The organism is Pseudomonas poae, from assembly GCA_028869255.1.
GTDB lineage: Bacteria > Pseudomonadota > Gammaproteobacteria > Pseudomonadales > Pseudomonadaceae > Aquipseudomonas > Aquipseudomonas poae_C.
The window spans coordinates 6,514,416-6,531,466 of the sequence record CP110972.1 but is presented as its reverse complement, the minus strand read 5'-3'; the positions used below and the strand labels follow the sequence as shown (position 1 = coordinate 6,531,466).

Sequence of the window (17,051 nt, the reverse complement as noted above, 5' to 3'; positions counted from 1 at the left end):
GCCCGCTCCCACACTTGAAATGCATTGCAAATGTGGGAGCGGGCTTGCTCGCGAAGGCGTAGGCCCAGTCACCCTGGAATCATTGGGTACGCGGCTGCTCCGTCAACACCACCGACGCCGGCACCTCTTCCCCCGCCTCATCCACCTGCGGCGTACGCTTGGGCAACAACACCTGCTGTGGATAAGTCTGCGCGAAGTGCACCTCATCACAGTGATCCACAAGCTTTTTCAAGCGCTGGTTAAACGCCCGGCTGACCGCATATTGCCCACCCGACACGGTGCGGAACTGCGCGGTCAGCACCACGCCGTTGAGGTCCATCTTGTCGACGCCGAACACCTCCAGTGGCCCTTGCAGGTTGTACTTGAGGAATACATCGTCGCGGATCGCCTGCCCGGCCTCGCGGATCAACTCCACGGCCTTGTCCACATCGGTGTCGTAGGTGAATTGCACCGAGAAAAACGCATAGGCAAATTGCCGCGACTGGTTGGTGACCGCCTTGATCTGCCCGAACGGCACCGAGTGCACAAACCCCTTGCCGTCGCGCAGGCGCAAGGTGCGGATGGTCAGGCCCTCGACGGTGCCGGCGTGGCCGGAGTCGAGCACCACCCAATCGCCAATCGACAGCGTGTCTTCGATGATGATGAACAGGCCGGTGATCACGTCCTGGACCAATTGCTGGGAACCGAAACCAATCGCCAGGCCGACCACCCCGGCACCCGCCAGCAAAGGCGCGACGTTGATCCCCAGGTTGGCCATGGTGGTGATCGCACAGATCACCACCAGAATGATTTTCACCGCATTGCGCAACAACGGCAGGATGGTTTTGACCCGCGTGCTCGGCTGGCGGCTGGAGCGTTTATTCACCGGCGGTTTCAGCGCTTCCTGGATCGCGGTGTCGAGCACCACCCAGAACAACCAGGTCATCAGCAGGATCAGGCCGATGCTGCTGAGGGAATCGCTGATCGCCCGGCCGACCGAGTTGCGCTGGGCAAATTCGAACAGCGACACGCCCCAGATTCGCCCGAGTATCTCGATAAAGGCGATGGCCATGACGATGCGCAATATCGCGTGCAACAGGCTGAGGAAACGTTCTTTGTACGCGCTGCTGCGCTGGACCGCCACCTGGCTGCGGGACTTGAACAGGTGCTGCAACACGGTGCTGAGAAACACCGTGCCGATCAGCAGAATGGTGGTGAACAGCGCGCAACGCAGGGCCTTCTGATTATCGTCGCCGGCGCCGATCAAGTTGATCGCCGAGACCAGCACCATCAACAGAATCGGCCAGTACCACAACCCGGAAAACACCCGCAGCGATTGCTGCAACGCCGGGTGTTTAAGGCGCTGGGCCAGCGGCCGATTACGGATCAGATGCGCCACCGGACGACGCAGACGCACCACCAGCACACCGAAAATCACCGCGGCAAACAGGCCGGTAAACACCGCGATACTGCTGGTGATATTGCCGCCAAGCTGACGGGCGATCTGCGGGCTGGTCAGCGCGTCGCTGAGGGCCGCGAGGAAGCCGATCAGGAACAGCGGCTTGGGGCAGTAATCGCGAATAATCTGCACGGCCGGGCGTTTGTGTCCGACGTTGAACATCACAATCACGCACAGCAGCATCGACGTGGAAAAGATGCCGCTGCTGGTCGCGTAGGCAAAACACAGCGCCAGCGCACGGCCGATGGAGGTGGGTAAAAAGTGGCTGACGTACAAGGCCAGCGGCAGGCAGATCAACGCGGGGATCGTATAGGGCACCACGTACCCGAGCACCGCCTGCAAACGCCTGCGCGGCGCGATAAATGCGCGCCGGCTCAAGCGCTGCACAATAAAGCGCCCGAGTAATGTCAGCAGGGTGAACGCGCCGATCCACACCCCCGACAGCAACAGGAAATCCCCGGCAATGCTCCACGGCGAACGCTGGGCCGTCTGGTCGACCAGGCGCCCGACTTCATCCGCCGCCCGGTCGGCGCGCAAGCGCCATTCGTCAATCAGGTTCTGGTTGAGATCCAGCTTCTGTTGCACATCATCGATGCTGGAGCTGATGGCACCGAGCAGGCCGCCTTCCACCAGCAACTCCGGCTTGGCCGGCGCTTCGGGTTCAGGCGCGGTGGCCGCGGCGTGCAGTGCGCCGCTGCCACACAACAGCAGCGCGCCGAGCAGTAATGCAGTTTTTAAATTCGGCAAAACTCCGGGCTCCTTCAGAAGGGTCTGTAAGGAACTGACGGGTTTGCGCCTCGATCGTTCCCCGGTTTCGGCATCTTTGCCTGGCAAGCAAATATCAAATGCCGATCCCCGTCTTATTCCGCACACGCCAAACCCAGACACTGCGCGCTATTGAAACCCACCGGAGTTGCAGCCATGCCCATTGCCTTGCTCGCGCTGACCCTCAGCGCTTTCGCCATCGGGACGACCGAGTTCGTCATCGTTGGCCTGTTACCCACCATCGGCGCCGACCTTGGCGTTGATCTGCCGTCCGCCGGCCTGCTGGTCAGCCTCTACGCCCTGGGCGTGGCCATTGGCGCGCCGGTACTCACCGCCCTCACCGGCAAGGTGCCGCGCAAATTCCTGCTGCTGTCGCTGATGGTGCTGTTCACCCTCGGCAACCTGCTGGCCTGGAAAGCGCCGAGCTACGAGTCGCTGGTGCTGGCGCGGATCGTCACCGGGCTGGCCCACGGGGTGTTTTTCTCGATTGGCTCGACCATCGCCACCAGCCTGGTGCCGAAGGAAAAAGCCGCGAGCGCGATTGCCATCATGTTTACCGGCCTGACGGTCGCACTGGTCACCGGGGTGCCGCTGGGTACGTTTATCGGCCAGCATTTCGGCTGGCGTGAAACCTTTCTCGCCGTCTCGGCGCTGGGGGTGGTCGCGTTTATCGGCAGCCTGATCTACGTGCCCAAAAACATTGCCCACAGCAAACCCGCCTCGTTGCTGCAACAACTGCAAGTGCTCAAGCAACCCCGTTTGCTGCTGGTGTATGCCATGACGGCCATCGGTTACGGCGGTTCGTTTATCGCGTTTACCTTCCTGGCGCCGATCCTTCAGGACATCGCAGGCTTCAGCGCCGGCACCGTGAGCCTGGTGTTGCTGGTGTATGGCATCTCGGTGGCCGCCGGGAATATCTGGGGCGGCAAACTGGCAGATAAACGCGGCCCGATCAGTGCGTTGAAAATCATCTTTGCCCTGCTGGCGGCGGTGCTGTTTGTGCTGACGTTCACCGCCGGCAACCCATGGTTGGCCCTGGCCACCGTGCTGGTGTGGGGCGCGGTCGCCTTCGGTAACGTGCCGGGCCTGCAGGTGTATGTGGTGCGCCAGGCCGAGCATCACACGCCGAATGCGGTGGATGTGGCCTCGGGGCTGAACATCGCGGCATTTAACCTGGGGATCGCCGGTGGTGCGTGGGCCGGTGGTTTGATCGTGGCCCATATGGGGTTGATCCATACGGCATGGATTGGCGGGCTGGTGGTATTGGTGGCACTGGCACTGACCGCGTGGAGCGGGCGATTGGATCGCTTGGGGCCGGTGTATGCCGAGTCGTCGGGCCGGGTAGTGGCAGGTCACTGACTCAGGTACACCACAGTTCAATTGTGGGAGGGGGCTTGCCCCCGATAGCGGTGAGTCAGCGGAGCATCCCTTAACTGACACGCCGCCATCGGGGGCAAGCCCCTCCCACATTTGGATCTACGCCGTCTGTAGGAAGGTGGAAACTTTCTGCCAAAAATTGCAGTCACCCATAAACGGGGGCCAGGCCCCCACTCTTTTACAGGAGCAATCATGGCTGCGATCCCCGACTGGGTGCCCATCACCCCCAGCGATGCCATCACTCGCTTCACGGTGCTGACGGTCAATATCCACAAGGGCTTCACGGCCCTGAATCGACGTTTCATCCTGCCCGAACTGCGTGAAGCAGTGCGCAGTGTGGGCGCCGACATGGTGTTCCTGCAGGAAATCCACGGCACCCACGAACGCCACCCGCAGCGCTACAGCGACTGGCCGAACATGCCGCAGTATGAATTCCTCGCCGACAGTATCTGGCCGCAGTTTGCCTACGGGCGCAACGCGGTGTACCCGCATGGCGACCATGGCAATGCGCTGCTCTCGAAATTCCAGATCGTGCGCTATGACAACCTCGATATCTCCCAAAGCGGCCATGAAAACCGTGGCCTGTTGCATTGCGTGCTGCGCCTGCCGGGCACCGGGCAAGAGGTGCATGCCATCTGCATCCACCTGGGCCTGCGCGAGGTGCATCGCCAACAACAATTGCGCTTGCTGGAACAGCGCATCCAGGAGATCCCGGCCGACGCACCACTGGTGGTGGCCGGCGATTTCAACGATTGGCGCCAGAAGGCCGACCTGAGCCAGAGCGGCCTGCAGGAAGTATTCGTGCAAACCCTGGGCAAACCTGCGCGCACCTTCCCGGCGCGCCTGCCGTTGCTGCCGCTGGACCGGATTTATGTGCGCAATTTGAAGGTGCATAACCCCCGGGTGCTCACCACCCGCCCCTGGTCGCATCTATCGGACCACGTACCGCTGTCGGTGGAGATCGAGCTATGAACGTCGCCGTGGAGCATATTTCCACCGATCAACCGCCCGACGAAGCCAAGGCGCGTGACCTGGACTACGGCTGGCAGAGCGGCAACCAAATCGAGTTGCTGGAGAACGGCGAGGCGTACTTCCCAAAGGTGTTCGAGGCATTGCGCCAGGCGCGACGGGAGATCCTGCTGGAGACCTTCATTCTCTTCGAGGACAAGGTCGGGCATGAGCTGCAAGGCATTCTGATCGAGGCCGCACAACGCGGCGTGAAGGTGGTGGTGAGCCTCGACGGCTTTGGTTGCGGCGAGCTGAGCCCGGCGTTTCTCGGGGAGCTGGCCGAGGCTGGCGTGGCGGTGCAGATGTTTGACCCGGCGTCCAAGACGCTGGGCATTCGCACCAACTGGTTTCGCCGCTTGCACCGCAAGATTGTGGTGGTGGACGCAGAGGTCGGGTTTATTGGCGGGATCAATTTCTCTGCCGATCATTTGGGCGATTATGGCCCGCAGGCCAAGCAGGATTATGCCGTGCAAGTGATTGGCCCGGCGGTGGCGGACCTGCATCATTTCGCTCTGGCGCAAAGTGGTCGCCAGGTACGCACGCGACGCGGCTGGCGGCGACGCCAGCAACGGCCTTCGCCCTGGCCCACCGAGCATGGCGATGGCTTGGTGCGCCTGATTTACCGCGATAACTTACAGCACCGTGACGACATCGAAGAGGCGTATATCCACGCGCTGAGCAAGGCGCAAAAACGCGCAGTGATCGCCAACGCCTACTTCTTCCCCGGCTACCGCCTGCTGCGCGAAATTCGCAATGCGGCGCGCCGAGGCGTACAGGTGCAGTTGATCATGCAGGGCCAGCCCGACGTGCTGCTGGCCAAGTTGGCCGCACGCATGCTCTACGACTACCTGCTCAAGGACGGCGTGGTGATTCATGAGTATTGCCAGCGCCCGCTGCACGGCAAGGTCGCGCTGGTGGATGACGAATGGAGCACCGTGGGTTCCAGCAACCTGGACCCGTTGAGCCTGTCGCTGAACCTGGAGGCCAACGTGCTGATTCGCGACCGGGCATTCAATCAACAACTGTATGAACGCCTGGAAGCGCTGGCCAGAAACCATTGCCAGACCATGCCGGAAAACCGCAAGCCGCGCCTGTGGTTATGGCGACTGACCGTCGGTTTCCTGGTGTTCCATGTGATGCGCCACTTCCCCGCGCTGACAGGCTGGTTGCCGGCGCACAAACCGCGATTGAAGCCCTTTGAGGCCAACCCCCATGACGCCTGAAACCAAAGGTTCGCGGTTCAAACGCTGGAAGAAACCGCTGACCATCGCCTTCTTCTTGCTGCTGATTGTGCTGTTCACCCTGCTCGCCCGGCGCATCGACTGGAGCGAAGTGCTGCAGACCCTGGGCGATTTCAAGGTGCGCACATTGGTGATCGCCAGCGCGCTGACGTTGTGCAGCTTTTTGGTGTACGCCAGCTTCGACCTGATCGGCCGCACCTACATTCGCCAGCCCCTGGGCTGGAAACAGATCCTGCCGGTGGGGATCATCAGCTATGCGTTCAACCTCAACCTCAGCGCCTGGGTCGGCGGCATCGCGATGCGCTACCGGCTGTACTCACGGCTGGGGGTGAGCACCGGCAACATCGCCAAGATCCTCGGCCTGAGCCTGGCCACCAATTGGTTTGGCTATATGGCAATCGCCGGGGCGATTTTCAGCAGCGGCCTGGTCACGATGCCGCCCGGGTGGAAAGTCAGCACCAGTGCATTGCAGGGCATCGGCGCGTTGTTGGTGCTGGCCAGCCTGGGTTATCTGGTGGCCTGCCAGTACTCGAAAAAGCGTGCGTGGACGATTCGCGGCATGGAGATCAACCTGCCGTCGCTGCGCATGGCGTGTTTGCAGTTGATGCTGGGCGCGTTGAACTGGTCGCTGATGGCGGCAGTGATCTTCACGTTGTTGCCGGCCAAACTCGACTATCCCTTGGTGCTGGGGGTGTTGCTGATCAGTGCGATTGCCGGTGTGCTCACGCATATCCCGGCCGGGCTCGGCGTGCTGGAGGCGGTGTTCATTGCGCTGTTGCAGCATGAAGCGTCGCGGGGCAGTCTACTGGCCGGGTTGATTGCCTACCGCGCCATCTACTTTATTGTGCCGCTGCTGATCGCGCTGGTGATGTACCTGGGCGTGGAGGCGAAGGCCAAGGCGTTGCGGGTGAAGAAGGCGCCTGCCTGAATCACCCCAGTGGCCAGCGGGCTGTTGTGGCGAGCGGGCTTGCCCGCGTTGGGCTGCGAAGCAGCCCCAGTAAAGACGCCGGGATTTTTCCTGAACGATCTTAGCGCCTGGTTTGGGGCCGCTGCGCGGCCCAACGCGGGCAAGCCCGCTCGCCACACAGGCCCGCTTGCCACAACAGCCCCTTGGCCACAGGTTATCGGGCTTGGATGATGCTCAACCGCTCACCCACCACCATCTCGGTGATCCAGTCCACCAGGATCGAGGTGTACGCCTGCTGTGACACCGGATCACTCAGCGAGTGGTCGGCGCCATCGATGATGCGGTGAGTCAGTGAATGCGTCTGCTGGCATGCGGCCCGGTAACTCATGATGGTGGCGTGGGGCACATGGTCGTCGGTTTCCGATTCGACGATCAGCACATCCCCGGTGAATTTCGCGCAGGCATGCAAAGCACGGTTGGTTTCGGCGTGCACCAGCGTACTGCGGTAATCCATCAAATCGGCCTTATCCAGATCACGCTTGGGCGTGAGCCATTCCTGGTCGCGGTACAACGCCGGCACGCGCAGCGCCAGCCAGCGCACCGGGCGCAATGAGGTCAGAATCGCCGCCAGGTAACCGCCATAACTGGTGCCCACCACCGCCACCGCCGAGGTGTCGATGGCCGGGTGCGACAATAGCCGGTCGTAAGCCGCCAGCAGGTCGCGCAGGTTGTCTTCGCGGGTCACGCGGGACAATGGAATGCCAGTGCCGGCATGCCCGCGCAGGTCAAAGGTCAGGCACACGCAGCCAAGCCCGGCGATGCCTTTGGCGCGCTCCAGGTCGCGCTCCTGGCTGCCGCCCCAGCCGTGTACAAACAACACGCCTGGCACTTTGGATTTGGGGCTCAGGAACGTCCCGCTCATCTGTTCGTCGTCGATATCGATCGCAATGCTTTCGCTTCTAGCCGTCATAAGATTTAACCGTTACGTACTTTAGAAGAAAGTCGCTGTTTTCCGCCGGGCCGCGGTACACCTCAATGGCATCCGCCGGCAGGACCGGGTCTACATAGGTTTCCACCGAAGACACGTGAATGGCCTTAAGGCCCGGGTGGTTGATAAAGCTTTGCAGCGCCGCGACTTCCGCGCTGCTGGCCCCGCCCATGCGCCAGGATTGTTCAAGCACGCCACTGCGGCGCTGGCCGTCGCTGTCCAGGCCCTGGGCAATGTCGTAATTGCGCCGCGAGGCGTAGAAGCCGGGGTACGCCTCGTCGGCGGCGGTATCGAACACCTGCGCCTGCTCGATGGCCTGGCGTACGTCGTCGGGCAGAGCGAGCTTGAGCAAGTCTTCGTAATAGCCAGGCACTACCAAGAGGTTGGAGCCGCCGTAGACCTCTTCGCCCTGCCCGTCCTCGGTCAGGTACTGCTCGCCGCAATAGCTGAACACGTGACCGCCAATAAAGCTCTGGCCTACGCTGTGGGTGACCACGTCGTGCAGGTCCTGCTCCAACACCACGCCGCTTTCAAACAGCTGCGCGGCGTCCGGGCGCGCCAGCAAGGTGTCGAACTCGTCGAGGCTGCGGATAACTTGCTGGCCGCGCCCGGCACAGGCGTGTACCGGTTTGAGGCGGATCGGCCCGCTGTAGAGCAGGCGGGTGGCAGCTTCCCGTGCATCCTGCAGCGCAAAGACGCTCAACCCATCCAGCACCACCTTGCGCACACGCTCGCAGAACACCGGCGACCAACCGTGCGGCGTCACGGCTTCAGGGCCCAATACACCATGAGTGATGGCTTTGGTGCAGATAAAGTCGTGATCGACATAGCCGCCCCACAGGTCTTGCGGGCCTTTGACGTTAAGCGCGTGAGCCTGGGCGGGGCCGACCAGGGTTTGAGTGGGCAGCACGTAAAGATCACGCCCGGCATGACGCTGCGGATCGTAGCTGCCACCGAACTTGAGCCCCAGGACCTGCGCCAGCCAGCGCGCCAAAGCGCGGTTGGTTTCGACCTCGTGTTGTGGCGCGCCGTCTCGTGTGGAGTGCGCTACCACCAGTTTCTTGCGTTGAGTCGGGGTCATGCGTCCCCCTTGGGCGTCCTGCCATGAGTGTGCAAATTAGGTTGCAGGGATCAGGCCAAGGCGCGTTCAGGGCAGATGGGTTTGAAATCAATCAGTTGCGCAAAAAACGATGGCAGTTGGCCTGTTTGATTCTGCACGACGGCGCTCTAAATACGCGGCGTTCTGCACGATTCACACCGCCCATCGCCCTGGCGCCAGCTAAGATACAGGGCCCATCCCCCTCACGAGGCACTACACATGGCCAAGCAAGCGCTCATCCTGATCGATATCCAGAACGACTACTTCCCCCAGGGCAAGTGGCCGCTCGAGGGCGTGGAGCCGGCGGCGGACAAGGCGGCGCAGGTGCTCCAGGCGTTTCGCGCAGCCGGGGATGCGGTGATTCATGTGCGCCACGAGTTTACCTCGCAAGATGCGCCGTTCTTCACCCCGGGTTCCGAAGGCGCGTTACTGCACCCCAAGGCACTGAACCAGGGCAATGAACCGGTGGTGCTTAAACACTTCGTGAATGCGTTTCGCGAAACCCACCTGCGCACGTTACTGGAGCAACGCAGCATCACCGAGGTGGTGGTGGTCGGCAGCATGAGCCATATGTGCATCGACGCCGTGGTGCGGGCTTCGGCAGACCTGGGCTACAAGGTCACCGTCATCCACGACGCCTGCGCCACGCGGGATCTGGAGTTCAATGGGCAGGTGATTCCGGCGGCGCACGCGCATGGCGCCTTTATGGCGGCGCTGGCCTTCGCCTATGCGAACGTGGTGTCCGCAGATGAATACCTGCAGGCGCAAGCGGCGGCCGTGTAACCGCCACCTGCGGTGGTTTTAGCGGGTGGCGATGATGAACAGCCGTGGGAATGGCAGCAACACGCCGCCGTCGGACAGGGCTGGGTAAGCCTGGGTAATCCGCGCCTGGTATTCCCGTAGGAAGGCGGCTTTTTCTTCGTCATTCAAGGGTGCAAGAAACGGCCGCAAGGCTGACGCCTTGAACCACTCCACCACTGCCGCGTGATCGGCCAGCGGGTGCAGGTAGGTGGTGCGCCACACGTCCACGGTGCTGCAATGTTTGCTGAGTAACTCGTAGTAGTAGCTCGCGGCGTGCCGTTGATTGTGTTCAACCGCGCCGATCTTCGCCGCCCATGGGCCGTCAGCGGCCACCTCTCGCGCCAACCGGTGAGCAGGCTCGTCAAGGTTGTCCGGGGTCTGCACCGCCAGTGTGCCACCGGGGTTCAGTTGGTTGGCCAGATGTGGGTAGAGCGTGGCGTGGTCGGGCAGCCATTGCAGGGAGGCGTTGGCCAAAATCACGTCAAATGTTTGCGCGGGGTTCCAGGCGCCGATATCCGCCAGCTCGAAGCTGAGCGCCGGCAGGCGTTTGCGGGCGTCGACCAACATGTCGTCAGAGCTGTCCATGCCGGTGACTTGCGCGTGCGGGAACCGCTCGGCCAACACTTGCGTGGAGTTACCGGGGCCGCATCCCAGGTCGACAGCCGTGCGCACCGAAGTGTTAGGAATAGCCGCAACCAGGTCGCGGACGGGGCGGGTTCGCTGCTGTTCGAACATCGTGTATTGCTTGGCTGACCAGGTCATCACGGCTTTCCTTGTTTTTCGAGGTTGGCCACAGCCTAAATCTTGTGAGCCATGAGAACAAATGCCAGGATTGGCGACCTGCCATACCTGGAAAGTATCCCTATGCTGGAGCTTCGCCAACTCAATGCCTTCGTTGCCATTGCCGAAGAAGGCTATATCACCCGGGCGGCGGAACGCCTGGGCATGCAGCAGCCGCCACTCACGCGATTACTGCAGAGCCTCGAAGCCGAGTTGGGCGTGGTCCTGATGGAGCGCTTGCCCCGTGGCGTGCGGCCAACTACCGCTGGGCTGGCGTTGCTCGATGAAGCACGCGAGGTGCTGGCCCGGGTCGACGCGGTGGCCGACGTGGTGCGGCGCGCGGCGCGTGGTGAGCGAGGCCGGCTGGCCATCGGGTTCACCAGTTCGGCGGCCTTGCACCCCTTTGTGCCGAGTGTATTGCGGCGGTTTCGCGAAACTTTCGTCGGCGTCTCGGTGGTGCTGGAAGAAGCAGGCACCGGCGAACTGCTGGACGCGCTCGCGCATGAAAAGCTCGACGCGGCGTTTATCCGCTCACCGCTCAGTGGCATGCAAATACTGCAGGACCAACCGATTCTGGTGGAACCCATGCTGTTGGCGCTGCCCACCGATCACCCGTTGGCACTCGACTTCAAATCGCCCCTGCCGCTGGCTGCGTTGGCCACCGGGCCCTTCGTGTTGTATCGCCGGCGCGTAGGGTTGGGGCTCTATGACGCCATTCTGGTGGCCTGCCGTGAAGCAGGGTTCAGCCCGCAGGTGGTGCAGGAGGCCCCGCGCATGACGGCCACCTTGAGCCTGGTGGCAGCAGGGCTAGGAGTGTCCATCGTGCCGGCGTCGATGCAACGGCTGCGTGGGGACGGCATCGTCTACCGGGAACTGACCGAGTGCCAAAGCCTGGTAGCGCCGTTACATCTGGCCACCCGACAGGATGATGGCTCAGCCGTATTGCGACGATTCAAGGAAATGGTCATCACCGCAGCGTCGAAGGACGCCTGATCACCGGCCATAAAAAACCCCCGAGGCCAGGGCCGTCGGGGGTTTTGTGCGTTCCAGGTGCGGGACCTTAGAACGGGATATCGTCATCAAAGCTGTCGAAATCCGGAGCCGGTTGCGGAGCGGCCTGCTGTGGCGGCGGCGCCTGACGCGACTGCTGCGGTGCCGACTGCTGTGGGCGCGGAGCCTGCTGGCGTGGGGCTGGAGCGGACTGCTGGTAGTTGTTGCCACCGGCTTGTTGGTCGCCCTGTGGACGGCCGCCCAGCAGCTGCATGGTGCCTTGCATGTCGACTACGATTTCAGTGGTGTAGCGCTTGATACCGTCTTTTTCCCACTCGCGGGTTTGCAGTTTGCCTTCGATGTAGACCTGCGAACCTTTGCGCAGGTATTCACCGGCGATCTCTGCAACCTTGCCGAACATCGACACACGGTGCCATTCGGTTTTCTCGACCTTCTGACCGGTCTGCTTGTCGGTCCACTGTTCGCTGGTCGCCAGACTCAGGTTGGTCACGGCGTTACCGTTAGGCAAGTAGCGAACTTCGGGATCCTGGCCGCAAGTACCGACCAATATGACTTTGTTAACCCCACGGGCCATAACGTTCTCCTAGGCTGGGCGCGCTGTCGGCACTGGGTTGACCAGTTGCTCGAGCGTCGCGCGATCCAATAATTCGGTGTCCAATTTGATGTAAATGGCCGCCTCTTCCGCGACCACGACTGCATCTGTTACCCCTACGACGGCCTTCAGGCGCTCTACCAGGCCAGCTTCACGAATTGCTTCGGGCGACAACGGCAGGCGCAGGCTTGTGACGTACGGGGGTTCGCGCATGGTAACAGCAAAGACCAGCCAAAGTGCAGCCAGCCCTGCGCATCCAAGGAACACAACCGACAAACCGCCATGCTGGAACATCCAGCCACCCATGATGCCGCCCAGTGCAGAACCGAGGAACTGGCTGGTGGAATACACCCCCATTGCCGTGCCCTTGCCGCCGGCCGGTGAAACCTTACTGATCAGCGAAGGCAACGACGCCTCCAGCAGGTTGAACGCGGTGAAGAACACCACCGTGCCGATTACCAGCGCCCGCAGGCTGTCGCCGAACTGCCAGAAGAATAGTTCAGTGAGCATCAATGTCGCGACGGCGCCGAGCAAAACTCGTTTCATTTTGCGTTTTTTCTCGCCATAGATAATGAACGGGATCATGGCGAAGAATGAAATCAAAAGCGCGGTGAGGTAGACCCACCAGTGCTGTTCCTTGGGCAAACCGGCTTTTTCGACGAGTGCCAGGGGCAACGCGACGAAGCTGCACATCAGCATGGCGTGCAACACGAAGATACCTAAATCCAGGCGCAGCAGGTCGGGGTGCTTGAGCGTCGGCAACAGCGCCTTGCGCGCCACACCTGATTCACGGTGCTGCAAGGTGCCGGTGGAGCGCGGCACCATAAAGGCCACGATCACGATCCCGAACAACGCCATACCGCCGGTGGCCAGGAACAGCCCGTGCAAACCAAAGGCACGGGTCAACAACGGGCCGACCACCATCGCCACAGCGAAGGACAGCCCGATGGTCATGCCAATCATGGCCATGGCCTTGGTGCGGTGTTGTTCGCGGGTCAGGTCCGACAGCAAGGCCATGACGGCAGCGGAAATCGCACCGGCACCTTGTAGGACGCGCCCGGCGATTACGCCCCAGATCGAGTCGGACTGCGCCGCGAGTACACTGCCGAGCGCGAACACGATCAGCCCGAGGTAAATAACGGGCCGACGGCCAATACGGTCGGAAATGATCCCGAACGGAATTTGAAAAAGCGCCTGGGTCAGGCCATAGGCGCCAATCGCCAGGCCGATCAATGCGGGGGTCGCGCCTGCCAGATCCATTCCATAGGTCGCCAGCACCGGCAACACCATAAACATGCCAAGCATACGGAAGGCGAACACCAGGGCCAGACCGCTTGCCGCTCGGGTCTCGCCGCTACTCATGCGTTCGCTGTGGGGATCGTGCATGGAAAAACCTCGTGTGAACCGGCGGCGATTCTACCAGTCCCATCGATTGAGAGGGTATATGCGGCGGTTTGCCGCGCAGCTTTCATGTAAGGCTGCAAGCGGCCTTTTGACAGTGTATATTCATCCAGTCTTTAGCCGTATACTCCGGCATTATTTACGCCCGCCGTGCGAGGCCATCTTGGACAAGATCCTGATTCGTGGGGCTAGAACCCACAACCTGAAGAACATTGACCTGACCCTGCCCCGGGACAAACTGATCGTCATCACCGGCTTGTCCGGCTCCGGCAAATCGTCCCTGGCGTTCGACACGCTGTATGCCGAAGGTCAGCGGCGCTATGTGGAATCGCTGTCGGCCTATGCCCGCCAGTTCCTGTCGATGATGGAAAAACCCGACGTCGACACCATTGAAGGCCTGTCGCCGGCGATTTCCATCGAGCAGAAGTCGACCTCCCATAACCCACGTTCCACCGTGGGCACCATTACCGAAATCTACGATTACCTGCGCCTGTTGTATGCACGCGTGGGTATTCCGCGTTGCCCGGATCACGATATCCCGCTGGAAGCCCAGACCGTCAGCCAGATGGTCGACCTGGTGCTGGCCCAGCCGGAGGGCGCCAAGCTGATGCTGCTGGCACCGGTGATTCGCGAGCGCAAGGGTGAACACCTTTCCGTCTTCGAAGAGCTGCGTGCGCAGGGCTTTGTGCGCGCCCGCATCAACGGCAAGCTGTATGAGCTGGACGAAGCGCCAAAGCTCGACAAGCAGAAGAAGCATTCGATTGATGTAGTGGTCGACCGCTTCAAGGTGCGCGCCGACTTGCAGCAACGCTTGGCGGAATCCTTCGAGACCGCGCTGAAGCTGGCCGATGGCATTGCCCTGGTGGCGCCGATGGACGATGAGCCAGGTGAAGAGATCATCTTCTCTGCGCGCTTTGCCTGCCCGATCTGCGGCCACGCCATCAGCGAGCTGGAACCCAAGCTGTTTTCCTTCAACAACCCGGCCGGCGCCTGCCCGACCTGTGACGGGCTGGGGGTGAAGCAGTTCTTCGACATCAAGCGCCTGGTCAATGGTGACCTGACGTTGGCAGAGGGCGCGATACGCGGCTGGGACAGGCGCAACGTCTACTACTTCCAAATGTTGGGATCGTTGGCCTCGCACTATAAGTTCAGCCTGGAAGTGCCGTTCAACCAACTGCCGGCCGAGCAGCAAAAAGTCATCCTGCATGGCAGCGGCTCGCAGAACGTCGACTTCAAATACCTGAACGACCGTGGCGATATCGTAAAACGCTCCCACCCGTTTGAAGGCATTGTGCCGAACCTTGAGCGCCGCTACCGCGAGACCGAATCGGCAAGCGTGCGTGAGGAGCTGGCGAAATTCCTTAGCACCCAGCCTTGCCCGGACTGTCGTGGTACTCGCCTGCGTCGCGAGGCACGGCATGTGTGGGTCGGCGAGAAGACGTTGCCGGCGGTGACCAACCTGCCGATCGGTGATGCCAGTGAATACTTCGGCACGTTGAAACTGACGGGCCGCCGAGGGGAGATTGCTGACAAGATCCTCAAGGAAATCCGCGAGCGCCTGCAGTTCCTGGTGAACGTGGGCCTGGATTACCTATCGCTGGATCGCAGTGCAGACACCTTGTCCGGCGGTGAAGCCCAACGGATTCGCCTGGCCAGCCAGATTGGTGCGGGGCTCGTGGGCGTGCTGTACATCCTCGATGAGCCGTCGATCGGCCTGCACCAGCGGGACAACGATCGCCTTCTGGGCACGCTGAAACATCTGCGCGATATCGGCAATACGGTGATTGTGGTCGAGCACGACGAAGATGCGATTCGCCTGGCTGATTATGTAGTCGACATCGGCCCGGGTGCGGGCGTGCATGGCGGGCATATTGTTGCCGAGGGCACCCCTGCCGAGGTGATGGCTCACCCGGACTCGCTGACCGGCAAGTACTTGTCCGGCCGTGTGAAGATCGCAGTACCGGCCAAGCGCACGCCGCGCAACAAGAAGATGGCGTTGCACCTCAAGGGCGCACGCGGCAACAACTTGCGCAATGTAGACCTGGAGATTCCCCTGGGCCTGCTGACCTGTGTGACCGGTGTTTCCGGTTCGGGTAAATCAACGCTCATCAACAATACCCTGTTCCCGCTAAGTGCTACCGCCTTGAACGGCGCAACCACCCTGGAAGCGGCGGCACACGACAGCATCAAGGGCCTGGAGCACCTGGACAAAGTCGTCGACATCGACCAAAGCCCGATTGGCCGTACCCCGCGCTCCAACCCGGCGACCTATACCGGGTTGTTCACGCCGATTCGCGAACTGTTCGCCGGTGTGCCGGAATCCCGCTCGCGGGGTTATGGGCCTGGCCGGTTCTCGTTCAACGTCAAGGGCGGTCGCTGCGAAGCCTGCCAGGGCGATGGCCTGATCAAGGTGGAGATGCACTTCCTGCCGGACATCTACGTGCCGTGTGATGTCTGCAAGAGCAAGCGCTACAACCGTGAGACGCTGGAGATCAAATACAAGGGCAAGAGCATCCACGAAACCCTGGAGATGACCATCGAGGAAGCGCGGGTGTTCTTCGATGCGGTCCCGGCGCTGGCGCGCAAGCTCCAGACACTGATGGATGTGGGCCTGTCGTATATCAAGCTGGGGCAGTCGGCAACCACGTTGTCCGGTGGCGAAGCGCAACGGGTGAAACTGTCACGCGAGTTGTCCAAGCGCGATACGGGTAAGACCTTGTATATCCTCGATGAGCCGACCACTGGCCTGCACTTCGCGGATATTCAGCAATTGCTGGATGTGTTGCACCGCTTGCGCGACCACGGCAACACCGTGGTGGTGATCGAGCACAACCTGGATGTGATCAAGACGGCCGACTGGCTGGTTGACCTGGGGCCGGAAGGCGGCTCCAAGGGTGGCCAGATCATTGCGGTGGGTACGCCGGAGCAGGTCTGCGAGATGCCGCAGTCCCATACGGGTTACTACTTGAAACCATTGCTGGCGCGCGACCGGGCCTGATTTATCGGGCTCAATAAAAAGCCCCTGTCACCTCATCGGTGACAGGGGCTTTTTTGTAGCCGGGGAATCAGAATTGCGATTGCAGGTAGTTTTCCAGGCCAATCAACTTGATCAGGCCCAACTGCTTTTCCAGCCAGTAGGTATGATCTTCTTCAGTGTCATTCAACTGCACCCGCAGGATTTCACGGGTGACATAGTCATTGTGCTGCTCGCAGAGCTCGATGCCCTTGCAGAGTGCGGCACGCACCTTGTACTCGAGGCGCAGATCGGCCGCGAGCATGTCAGGGACAGTGGTGCCCACATCCAGGTCGTCGGGACGCATGCGCGGCGTACCTTCGAGCATCAGGATACGGCGCATCAGCGCGTCGGCGTGCTGTGCCTCTTCTTCCATTTCGTGGTTGATACGCTCGTAGAGCTCAGTAAAGCCCCAGTCTTCGTACATGCGCGAATGGATGAAATATTGGTCACGAGCTGCCAGTTCGCCCGTCAGCAACGTGTTGAGGTAATCGATTACGTCGGGGTGACCTTGCATCGCCCTACATCTCCCTGCTTGAAAGTCTGTAGTTTGAACCATGATGACCCGAAGGTCACGGGACCAACGGCAGAAAAGTGAACATTTCCGGAGAAAAGTAGCTGAAATAACGC

General features: G+C 61.3%; 14 protein-coding genes. 7 read left to right on the top strand and 7 right to left on the bottom strand.

Annotated features, from left to right (window positions below):
* Nucleotides 1-79: 79 nt before the first annotated feature.
* Nucleotides 80-2,185 carry a mechanosensitive ion channel family protein gene (locus tag LRS56_29705; GenBank protein WDU62813.1) on the bottom strand — a complete coding sequence of 702 codons (2,106 nt, stop codon included), beginning with the start codon at nucleotides 2,183-2,185 and terminating at the stop codon, nucleotides 80-82.
* Between the two features lie 174 nt (nucleotides 2,186-2,359).
* Here LRS56_29705 and LRS56_29700 point away from each other — a divergent pair, with 174 nt between their 5' ends.
* From LRS56_29700 to LRS56_29685, 4 genes are all read left to right on the top strand, one after another.
* The gene (locus LRS56_29700) at nucleotides 2,360-3,562 is read left to right on the top strand and encodes an MFS transporter (GenBank protein ID WDU62812.1); all 1,203 of its coding nucleotides are present in this window, start codon (nucleotides 2,360-2,362) and stop codon (nucleotides 3,560-3,562) included.
* A 210-nt stretch (nucleotides 3,563-3,772) separates the two neighbouring features.
* On the top strand, nucleotides 3,773-4,552 hold the full coding sequence (locus LRS56_29695) for an endonuclease/exonuclease/phosphatase family protein (GenBank protein WDU62811.1): 780 nt from the start codon (nucleotides 3,773-3,775) through the stop codon (nucleotides 4,550-4,552).
* Nucleotides 4,549-5,811: a cardiolipin synthase ClsB gene (gene clsB, locus LRS56_29690; GenBank protein ID WDU62810.1), complete on the top strand. Its 1,263-nt coding sequence runs from the start codon at nucleotides 4,549-4,551 to the stop codon at nucleotides 5,809-5,811. The genes LRS56_29695 and clsB overlap by 4 nt, the downstream gene beginning before the upstream one ends.
* Complete coding sequence (locus tag LRS56_29685) at nucleotides 5,801-6,757, top strand: lysylphosphatidylglycerol synthase domain-containing protein (protein WDU62809.1); 957 nt, start codon at nucleotides 5,801-5,803, stop codon at nucleotides 6,755-6,757. Before clsB ends, LRS56_29685 begins: the two co-directional genes overlap by 11 nt.
* 193 nt (nucleotides 6,758-6,950) lie before the next feature.
* On the opposite strand, the gene LRS56_29680 is transcribed toward LRS56_29685, so the two are convergent.
* Both LRS56_29680 and LRS56_29675 read right to left on the bottom strand, forming a co-directional pair.
* Nucleotides 6,951-7,706 (bottom strand): alpha/beta fold hydrolase, encoded by a 756-nt coding sequence (locus LRS56_29680; protein ID WDU62808.1) that lies wholly within the window; start codon nucleotides 7,704-7,706, stop codon nucleotides 6,951-6,953.
* A complete protein-coding gene (locus tag LRS56_29675) occupies nucleotides 7,696-8,805 on the bottom strand; it encodes a DUF3182 family protein (GenBank protein ID WDU62807.1) in 1,110 nt (369 codons plus the stop codon). The genes LRS56_29680 and LRS56_29675 overlap by 11 nt, the downstream gene beginning before the upstream one ends.
* Nucleotides 8,806-9,042: 237 nt before the next feature.
* Here LRS56_29675 and LRS56_29670 point away from each other — a divergent pair, with 237 nt between their 5' ends.
* The gene (locus tag LRS56_29670; protein WDU62806.1) at nucleotides 9,043-9,606 is read left to right on the top strand and encodes a cysteine hydrolase family protein; all 564 of its coding nucleotides are present in this window, start codon (nucleotides 9,043-9,045) and stop codon (nucleotides 9,604-9,606) included.
* A gap of 18 nt (nucleotides 9,607-9,624) precedes the next feature.
* Here LRS56_29670 and tam read toward each other — a convergent pair whose 3' ends face one another.
* Complete coding sequence (gene tam / locus LRS56_29665; GenBank protein ID WDU62805.1) at nucleotides 9,625-10,386, bottom strand: trans-aconitate 2-methyltransferase; 762 nt, start codon at nucleotides 10,384-10,386, stop codon at nucleotides 9,625-9,627.
* Nucleotides 10,387-10,488: 102 nt separating this feature from the next.
* On the opposite strand from tam, the gene LRS56_29660 reads away from it, so the two are divergent.
* Nucleotides 10,489-11,397 carry a LysR family transcriptional regulator gene (locus LRS56_29660; protein ID WDU62804.1) on the top strand — a complete coding sequence of 303 codons (909 nt, stop codon included), beginning with the start codon at nucleotides 10,489-10,491 and terminating at the stop codon, nucleotides 11,395-11,397.
* A gap of 67 nt (nucleotides 11,398-11,464) precedes the next feature.
* On the opposite strand, the gene LRS56_29655 is transcribed toward LRS56_29660, so the two are convergent.
* Together LRS56_29655 and LRS56_29650 are read right to left on the bottom strand one after the other, a co-directional pair.
* Nucleotides 11,465-11,989 carry a single-stranded DNA-binding protein gene (locus LRS56_29655; GenBank protein WDU62803.1) on the bottom strand — a complete coding sequence of 175 codons (525 nt, stop codon included), beginning with the start codon at nucleotides 11,987-11,989 and terminating at the stop codon, nucleotides 11,465-11,467.
* 9 nt (nucleotides 11,990-11,998) lie between these two features.
* Nucleotides 11,999-13,393 carry an MFS transporter gene (locus tag LRS56_29650; protein ID WDU62802.1) on the bottom strand — a complete coding sequence of 465 codons (1,395 nt, stop codon included), beginning with the start codon at nucleotides 13,391-13,393 and terminating at the stop codon, nucleotides 11,999-12,001.
* A gap of 178 nt (nucleotides 13,394-13,571) precedes the next feature.
* On the opposite strand from LRS56_29650, the gene uvrA reads away from it, so the two are divergent.
* Nucleotides 13,572-16,406 carry an excinuclease ABC subunit UvrA gene (gene uvrA / locus LRS56_29645; GenBank protein WDU62801.1) on the top strand — a complete coding sequence of 945 codons (2,835 nt, stop codon included), beginning with the start codon at nucleotides 13,572-13,574 and terminating at the stop codon, nucleotides 16,404-16,406.
* Between the two features lie 67 nt (nucleotides 16,407-16,473).
* On the opposite strand, the gene bfr is transcribed toward uvrA, so the two are convergent.
* Entirely contained in the window at nucleotides 16,474-16,938 is a 465-nt protein-coding gene (gene bfr / locus LRS56_29640; protein ID WDU62800.1) for a bacterioferritin, read from the bottom strand.
* Nucleotides 16,939-17,051 lie beyond the last annotated feature (113 nt).

Excerpts from the sequence above, each read along its gene's own strand:
- LRS56_29670 (WDU62806.1), top strand. The coding sequence starts at position 9,043 with ATGGCCAAGCAAGCGCTCATCCTGATCGATATCCAGAACGACTACTTC.
- clsB (WDU62810.1), top strand. The coding sequence starts at position 4,549 with ATGAACGTCGCCGTGGAGCATATTTCCACCGATCAACCGCCCGACGAA.
- LRS56_29685 (WDU62809.1), top strand. The coding sequence starts at position 5,801 with ATGACGCCTGAAACCAAAGGTTCGCGGTTCAAACGCTGGAAGAAACCG.
- bfr (WDU62800.1), bottom strand. The coding sequence starts at position 16,938 with ATGCAAGGTCACCCCGACGTAATCGATTACCTCAACACGTTGCTGACG.
- LRS56_29675 (WDU62807.1), bottom strand. The coding sequence starts at position 8,805 with ATGACCCCGACTCAACGCAAGAAACTGGTGGTAGCGCACTCCACACGA.
- LRS56_29695 (WDU62811.1), top strand. The coding sequence starts at position 3,773 with ATGGCTGCGATCCCCGACTGGGTGCCCATCACCCCCAGCGATGCCATC.
- LRS56_29655 (WDU62803.1), bottom strand. The coding sequence starts at position 11,989 with ATGGCCCGTGGGGTTAACAAAGTCATATTGGTCGGTACTTGCGGCCAG.
- LRS56_29680 (WDU62808.1), bottom strand. The coding sequence starts at position 7,706 with ATGACGGCTAGAAGCGAAAGCATTGCGATCGATATCGACGACGAACAG.
- LRS56_29700 (WDU62812.1), top strand. The coding sequence starts at position 2,360 with ATGCCCATTGCCTTGCTCGCGCTGACCCTCAGCGCTTTCGCCATCGGG.
- LRS56_29660 (WDU62804.1), top strand. The coding sequence starts at position 10,489 with ATGCTGGAGCTTCGCCAACTCAATGCCTTCGTTGCCATTGCCGAAGAA.
- tam (WDU62805.1), bottom strand. The coding sequence starts at position 10,386 with ATGACCTGGTCAGCCAAGCAATACACGATGTTCGAACAGCAGCGAACC.
- LRS56_29650 (WDU62802.1), bottom strand. The coding sequence starts at position 13,393 with ATGCACGATCCCCACAGCGAACGCATGAGTAGCGGCGAGACCCGAGCG.